7 protein-coding genes, 2 tRNA genes and 2 rRNA genes are annotated in these 6,792 nt (G+C 51.6%); 9 read left to right on the top strand and 2 right to left on the bottom strand.

The features are described 5' to 3' along the window. The 4 genes from ABVM99_RS21645 to ABVM99_RS21630 all read left to right on the top strand — a co-directional run. A 23S ribosomal RNA gene (locus ABVM99_RS21645) occupies positions 1–691 on the top strand; the annotation flags it as partial. Between the two features lie 197 nt (positions 692–888). Next, positions 889–1,004 (top strand): 5S ribosomal RNA (gene rrf, locus ABVM99_RS21640). A 191-nt stretch (positions 1,005–1,195) separates the two neighbouring features. Further along, a tRNA-Asp gene (locus ABVM99_RS21635) sits at positions 1,196–1,272 on the top strand. 8 nt (positions 1,273–1,280) lie between these two features. Then, a tRNA-Trp gene (locus ABVM99_RS21630) sits at positions 1,281–1,356 on the top strand. Between the two features lie 101 nt (positions 1,357–1,457). Here the strand turns inward: ABVM99_RS21630 and hdfR are convergent. Continuing rightward, positions 1,458–2,306, bottom strand: a complete 849-nt coding sequence (gene hdfR / locus ABVM99_RS21625; RefSeq protein WP_001541181.1) for an HTH-type transcriptional regulator HdfR — start codon at positions 2,304–2,306, stop codon at positions 1,458–1,460. A gap of 106 nt (positions 2,307–2,412) precedes the next feature. Between hdfR and maoP the strand changes: the two genes are divergently transcribed. Continuing rightward, positions 2,413–2,751 carry a macrodomain Ori organization protein MaoP gene (gene maoP, locus ABVM99_RS21620; protein WP_000840996.1) on the top strand — a complete coding sequence of 113 codons (339 nt, stop codon included), beginning with the start codon at positions 2,413–2,415 and terminating at the stop codon, positions 2,749–2,751. Positions 2,752–2,775: 24 nt separating this feature from the next. Here maoP and ABVM99_RS21615 read toward each other — a convergent pair whose 3' ends face one another. Then, positions 2,776–4,296 carry a YifB family Mg chelatase-like AAA ATPase gene (locus ABVM99_RS21615; RefSeq protein ID WP_000050215.1) on the bottom strand — a complete coding sequence of 507 codons (1,521 nt, stop codon included), beginning with the start codon at positions 4,294–4,296 and terminating at the stop codon, positions 2,776–2,778. Between the two features lie 351 nt (positions 4,297–4,647). Between ABVM99_RS21615 and ilvL the strand changes: the two genes are divergently transcribed. From ilvL to ilvM, 4 genes are all read left to right on the top strand, one after another. Then, positions 4,648–4,746: an ilv operon leader peptide gene (gene ilvL, locus ABVM99_RS21610; RefSeq protein ID WP_001311244.1), complete on the top strand. Its 99-nt coding sequence runs from the start codon at positions 4,648–4,650 to the stop codon at positions 4,744–4,746. Between the two features lie 86 nt (positions 4,747–4,832). Next, positions 4,833–4,883, top strand: coding sequence for a peptide IlvX (gene ilvX / locus ABVM99_RS21605; RefSeq protein ID WP_192930503.1), 51 nt, complete (start codon positions 4,833–4,835; stop codon positions 4,881–4,883). 2 nt (positions 4,884–4,885) lie between these two features. Then, on the top strand, positions 4,886–6,532 hold the full coding sequence (gene ilvG, locus ABVM99_RS21600; RefSeq protein WP_023195009.1) for an acetolactate synthase 2 catalytic subunit: 1,647 nt from the start codon (positions 4,886–4,888) through the stop codon (positions 6,530–6,532). Continuing rightward, positions 6,529–6,792 carry an acetolactate synthase 2 small subunit gene (gene ilvM, locus ABVM99_RS21595; RefSeq protein WP_000983260.1) on the top strand — a complete coding sequence of 88 codons (264 nt, stop codon included), beginning with the start codon at positions 6,529–6,531 and terminating at the stop codon, positions 6,790–6,792. The genes ilvG and ilvM overlap by 4 nt, the downstream gene beginning before the upstream one ends.

The raw sequence follows: 6,792 nt of genomic DNA, 5'->3' as shown, positions 1-6,792 counted from the left end.
CCGGGTTGCGGACAGTGTCTGGTGGGTAGTTTGACTGGGGCGGTCTCCTCCTAAAGAGTAACGGAGGAGCACGAAGGTTGGCTAATCCTGGTCGGACATCAGGAGGTTAGTGCAATGGCATAAGCCAGCTTGACTGCGAGCGTGACGGCGCGAGCAGGTGCGAAAGCAGGTCATAGTGATCCGGTGGTTCTGAATGGAAGGGCCATCGCTCAACGGATAAAAGGTACTCCGGGGATAACAGGCTGATACCGCCCAAGAGTTCATATCGACGGCGGTGTTTGGCACCTCGATGTCGGCTCATCACATCCTGGGGCTGAAGTAGGTCCCAAGGGTATGGCTGTTCGCCATTTAAAGTGGTACGCGAGCTGGGTTTAGAACGTCGTGAGACAGTTCGGTCCCTATCTGCCGTGGGCGCTGGAGAACTGAGGGGGGCTGCTCCTAGTACGAGAGGACCGGAGTGGACGCATCACTGGTGTTCGGGTTGTCATGCCAATGGCACTGCCCGGTAGCTAAATGCGGAAGAGATAAGTGCTGAAAGCATCTAAGCACGAAACTTGCCCCGAGATGAGTTCTCCCTGAGACTTAGAGTCTCCTGAAGGAACGTTGAAGACGACGACGTTGATAGGCCGGGTGTGTAAGCGCAGCGATGCGTTGAGCTAACCGGTACTAATGAACCGTGAGGCTTAACCTTACAACGCCGAAGATGTTTTGGCGGTTGAGAAGACGATTTTCAGCACTGATTCAGAGTTGAGTACGCAATAATTTGCGCAGCAGCAAGGCGGCAAGCGAAGGAAGGGAAGGAGCATACAGAAGTATGTGACTGACTTTACGAGCGCAGGCAACGCCGCTGATGCGATAAAGAATTGCGTACTGAGCACAAAGAATTTGCCTGGCGGCCGTAGCGCGGTGGTCCCACCTGACCCCATGCCGAACTCAGAAGTGAAACGCCGTAGCGCCGATGGTAGTGTGGGGTCTCCCCATGCGAGAGTAGGGAACTGCCAGGCATCAAATTAGAAGTATGGCATTAACTTTCGGGGCAGTTCACTACTCGACAGAGAGTAGGACAAAAGCGAAAGCTTTTGAACGTTGCGAAGCAACGGCCCGAAGGGTGAATCACGAAGTGATTCATAAACTGCCAGGCATCAAATTAAGCAGTAAACTGATGTAAAAGTCAGTGGTTGTAAAAGAATTCGGTGGAGCGGTAGTTCAGTTGGTTAGAATACCTGCCTGTCACGCAGGGGGTCGCGGGTTCGAGTCCCGTCCGTTCCGCCACCCTAATTAGGGGCGTAGTTCAATTGGTAGAGCACCGGTCTCCAAAACCGGGTGTTGGGAGTTCGAGTCTCTCCGCCCCTGCCAGAAATAATCCTTAGCATCTGCTAAGGATTTTTTTTTGCCTGAAATTACCTGATTATCTGGTCAGGTAATCGTAAGTTCCCTTCTTTTTCTTTTCATCATTTTCATTGTTCATCCAGCACATCCGTTTTTAACAAATCGCAGATCAGCGAGTATTTATCGCTGTTTTGCAGCCAAATGGCGTATAGCGGCCGTGAAAGCGTTGCGCTGTCGGCAACGGTATGTAATCCGCCCTTTTCATTTGCCCAGTTTACAGGAAGCCAGCTACAGCCATTTAATGCGCTAAGCTGCTGTCGGGCGAGTTCGGCTGAGCTGGTTGTTAATACCGGCACTTCATCTGCTGCGATCAGCCCGGTTTCATGCTGTTGGAAGTCTGGTCCCCACTCCAGCCGCAGATAATTGAGTTCTGATTTCTTACGGGCTGGGCTGCTGCAATATAACGCCAAAGTGAAGTGCCCTAACAGCTGACTGCTGAATTCATCCATTTTGGGCGCTTCGGTAGTAATGAGGAGATCAAGCTGGCGTTCATGAAGTTGCTTCACAAGCGATTGCCGTTGAGCGATTCTGGCTTCGAATTGCAGGCCGCTTTGCGGCTCCTGTAGTTGGTACAGTCGCCCCAGCCAGGCGTTAAGCATACACTCCCATAAAGACGCGCTGGCGCCGATGGAAAACTCGTTATGGCGTGAGGTATGCGCCACCTCTTTACGTGCCGCCTGCCACGTATTCATCAGCGTTTCCGCATACGGTAAAAGTTTTTCGCCAGCCGTGGTTAAACGGATATTGTTTCTGTGCCGCGTAAAAAGGTTTACGCCCAGTTGATTCTCCAGTTGCCTGATACGAAAGCTCACCGCGGATTGCGTCAGGTAAAGTGCTTCTGCGGCCCGCCCGAAATGGCGTGTCCGGCTAACTTCCAGGAAAGTTTTTAACAATTCCGTATCCACTGTGCTCTCCACAAAATTATTTGTCGTTATGATTTAAATGTTTTGTTTTACACTCTGTCAAGCGTAACTAATACTCCGCGCCATAAATAGCTCAGACAAAGAATTAGGAGCGTGCAGGATGGCGGAAAGCTTTACGACGACTAATCGATATTTTGACAATAAACATTATCCACGTGGATTCTCTCGTCACGGTGATTTCACGATTAAAGAGGCACAACTGCTTGAGCGTCATGGTCATGCCTTTAATGATCTGGATCTTGGCAAGCGTGAGCCTGTGACTGAAGAAGAGAAGCTGTTTGTAGCGGTATGTCGCGGTGAACGCGAGCCGGTAACGGATGCAGAACGCGTCTGGTCCAAGTATATGACGCGTATCAAGCGTCCAAAACGCTTCCACACCTTGTCTGGCGGCAAGCCGCAAGTTGAAGGCGCAGAAGACTACACCGAAGCTGATGATTAATAAAAAGGGCGTAATGCCCTTTTTTTACGCCAGCAGTTTTTGCAAATGAATTAACAACCTGTCTATCGCCCGATAGCTTACCGCCTCCTGCAAATGCTGACGCGAGATCTGGTCAGCCAGTTCTATGTCGGCAATGGTTCTGGCCACTTTTAGTAAACGCTGCCAGGCGCGAATGGATAAACCAAGATGCACTAGCGTGTCTTCAAGCCAGCGGGCGTCATCGTGATGCAAAACACAATATTTTTGGATTTCGCGACCCTCCAGACGCGCGTTTAACTTCTTCTGGCGTCGGTACTGCCGTTCATGGGCGGCGATGACCCGCTTTTTTACCGTAGCGCTGCTCTCACCCTTTGAGGCATGTTGGCTAAGAATCCCGGGCGGTGGAAGCGGTATCTCAAGCGAAAGGTCAAAACGATCAAGAAACGGGCCTGACAACCGATTAAGGTAACGTAGTGTCTGTTCTGGCGTGCAGCGATTATGGTTTCCCTGATAATGTCCGGTCGGGCTGGGATTCATTGCGGCGATTAACTGGAACCTGGCAGGGTACGTTATTTTCGCTCTGGTACGGGATAAATGAATTTGACCGGATTCTATAGGTTCACGTAGCGCATCCAGTGTGCGTCGTTCAAATTCAGGCAATTCATCAAGGAACAAAATTCCGTTGTGCGCCAGCGATATCTCTCCCGGGGCGGGTATTGCGCCGCCGCCGACCATAGCAGTAAGTGAGGCGCTATGATGAGGTGAGCGAAAGGGGCGTTGCTGCCATCGTTTTTGTACCGTATCGGCATTAACCAGACTGAGGATCGCGGCGCTTTCCAACGCTTCTTCATTGCTTAATGGTGGAAGAATCCCGCTCAGTCTACTGGCCAGCATGGTTTTACCCGTACCCGGCGGGCCGATCAATAGCAGATTATGTCCCCCTGCCGCTGTAATCTCCAGGCCGCGTTTACCCTGCTCCTGACCGATCACATCGCGAAGATCGGCAGTTGCGGTAGGCGATGCCATATCCTGAGCTAAAGGTCTTTCCAGGGCGTGTTTCCCTTCCAGAAAGGCGCAGACGGTTTGTAGATGATCGGCGATAAAACAACCTTCTTTGCTGATAAGCCCAACCTCCGCCGCGTTCTCTGTTGCGACGATAATATTTCTGCCGGCCCTGATGGCTTCCGTTGCACTTGATATTGCGCCAGGAACGCCACGTAATGCGCCTGTAAGCGCTAACTCACCCACCAGCTCATATGCCTCAAGATTCGACGCTGTAAGCTGCTCAGACGCGGCCAGAAGCGCAACAGCAATAGGCAGGTCATACCTTCCGCCCTCTTTCGGTAGATCGGCTGGAGCAAGGTTAATGGTTATTTTTTTAGCCGGAAATTCATATCCGCTATTAATGATCGCACTACGTACCCGGTCACGCGCCTCTTTTACCGTGGTTTCCGGTAGGCCAACCATGGTTAATCCCGGTAATCCATTACTGATATGCACCTCTATAGTGATAGGCGGCGCATTGACGCCAAGTGCGGCGCGGGTATGAACAATCGCCAGTGACATAATCCCTCCTGTTACGTGGATTATGCGGAATAAAAGAGAAAATCGAATTACTGATTTTTGGTTTTTTAGCGGCTGCTTCCTGAATTTTGGCGTCATTTTCAGGTAAGAAACATCAAACTGGAAGAACGCTCGCAGAAGCGAAAAGAAGGAAAACAGGGTGTAAAGCGCGCCAAAAGGGGGAGGAAAACGTGAAAATTTTTCAGTTGCTAATTTTTCTTATAAAAAACAAAGCCCTTTTAGGCATTCACCTGCATTATCTGAAACGTGGTTAAAAAAATATCTTGTGCTATTGGCAAAACCTATGGTAACTCTTTAGGTATTCCTTCGAACAAGATGCAAGAATAGACAAAAATGACAGCCCTTCTACGAGTGATTAGCCTGGTCGTGATTAGCGTGGTGGTGATTATTATCCCACCGTGCGGGGCTGCACTTGGACGAGGAAAGGCTTAGAAATCAAGCCTTAACGAACTAAGACCCCCGCACCGAAAGGTCCGGGGGTTTTTTTTGGCCTGAAAAACTTAAGCGAGGAGCAGAGCGTGAATAACAGCATAAAATTCTGTTTCTCAAGATTTACGACGGGGATGTAACTATGAACGGGGCACAGTGGGTGGTACATGCTTTGCGAGCGCAGGGGGTGAAAACCGTATTTGGTTATCCTGGCGGCGCAATTATGCCGGTTTACGACGCGTTGTATGACGGTGGTGTGGAGCATTTGTTGTGCCGACACGAACAGGGTGCGGCAATGGCGGCAATCGGTTATGCCCGTTCTACCGGCAAAACCGGTGTTTGTATCGCCACCTCCGGTCCTGGCGCCACTAACCTGATCACTGGCCTGGCGGATGCGTTGTTAGATTCGGTCCCCGTCGTCGCGATCACGGGTCAGGTTTCCGCCCCGTTCATCGGCACTGATGCGTTCCAGGAGGTGGATGTGTTAGGCCTGTCGCTGGCCTGTACCAAACACAGCTTCCTGGTGCAGTCGCTGGCAGAGCTGCCTCGTATCATGGCAGAGGCTTTTGAAATTGCCAACGCTGGCCGTCCTGGCCCGGTTCTGGTGGATATCCCGAAAGATATCCAGTTGGCCAGCGGTGAGCTGGAACCCTGGTTTACTACCGTTGATAACGAAGCGACCTTCCCGCAGGCTGATGTTGAACAGGCGCGCCAGATGCTGGAACAGGCGAAAAAACCCATGCTGTACGTCGGCGGTGGTGTTGGTATGGCGCAGGCAGTTCCGGCGCTGCGTAAATTTATCGCGGTAACGCAAATGCCAGTTACCTGCACGCTGAAAGGGCTGGGGGCTGTTGAAGCTGATTATCCGTACTATCTGGGCATGCTGGGAATGCACGGTACTAAAGCGGCTAATTTCGCGGTGCAAGAGTGTGATTTACTGATCGCAGTGGGTGCACGTTTTGATGACCGGGTGACCGGTAAGCTGAATACGTTTGCGCCGAACGCCAGCGTAATCCATATGGATATCGACCCGGCGGAAATGAACAAACTGCGTCAGGCACACGTCGCGTTGCAGGGCGATTTAAATTCGCTGTTGCCGGCATTACAGCAACCGCTGAAGATCGACGCATGGCGTCAGTCCTGTGCAGAGCTGCGCGCAGAACACGCCTGGCGCTATGACCATCCTGGCGAGACTATCTATGCGCCGTTGTTGTTGAAGCAATTGTCGGAACGCAAACCCGCAGACAGCGTGGTGACGACGGATGTGGGGCAGCATCAGATGTGGTCAGCCCAGCATATGACTTACACCCGCCCGGAGAACTTCATCACCTCCAGCGGTCTGGGGACGATGGGATTCGGCTTACCGGCGGCCGTTGGCGCGCAGGTAGCGCGACCGAATGATACCGTTATCTGTATCTCCGGTGACGGCTCCTTCATGATGAATGTTCAGGAGTTGGGCACCGTAAAACGCAAGCAGTTACCGTTGAAGATAGTCTTACTCGACAACCAGCGGTTAGGGATGGTTCGACAATGGCAGCAACTGTTTTTCCAGGAGCGATATAGCGAAACCACCCTGACCGATAACCCCGATTTCCTCATGCTGGCCAGCGCCTTCGGCATTCCAGGCCAGCACATTACTCGTAAAGACCAGGTTGAAGCGGCACTCGACACTATGTTGGCAAGCGAAGGGCCGTACCTGCTTCACGTCTCAATCGACGAACTTGAAAATGTCTGGCCGTTGGTGCCGCCTGGCGCCAGTAACTCTGAAATGCTGGAGAAATTATCATGATGCAACATCAGGTCAATGTATCGGCACGCTTTAATCCAGAAACTTTAGAACGTGTTTTACGCGTGGTGCGCCATCGTGGTTTTCAGGTGTGCTCCATGAATATGGAAGCCGCGACCGATGCGCAGAATATAAATATTGAATTGACCGTTGCCAGTCCCCGGTCGGTCGACTTACTGTTTAGTCAGTTAAGTAAACTGGTAGATGTTGCGCATGTCGCGATCTGCCAGAGCGCTGCCACATCACAACAAATCCGCGCCTGA

The sequence above is a fragment of the Salmonella sp. SJTUF15591 genome (assembly GCF_043356435.1).
GTDB classification, from domain to species: Bacteria; Pseudomonadota; Gammaproteobacteria; order Enterobacterales; family Enterobacteriaceae; genus Salmonella; species Salmonella enterica.
This window is presented reverse-complemented; position numbering and strand designations above follow the sequence as displayed.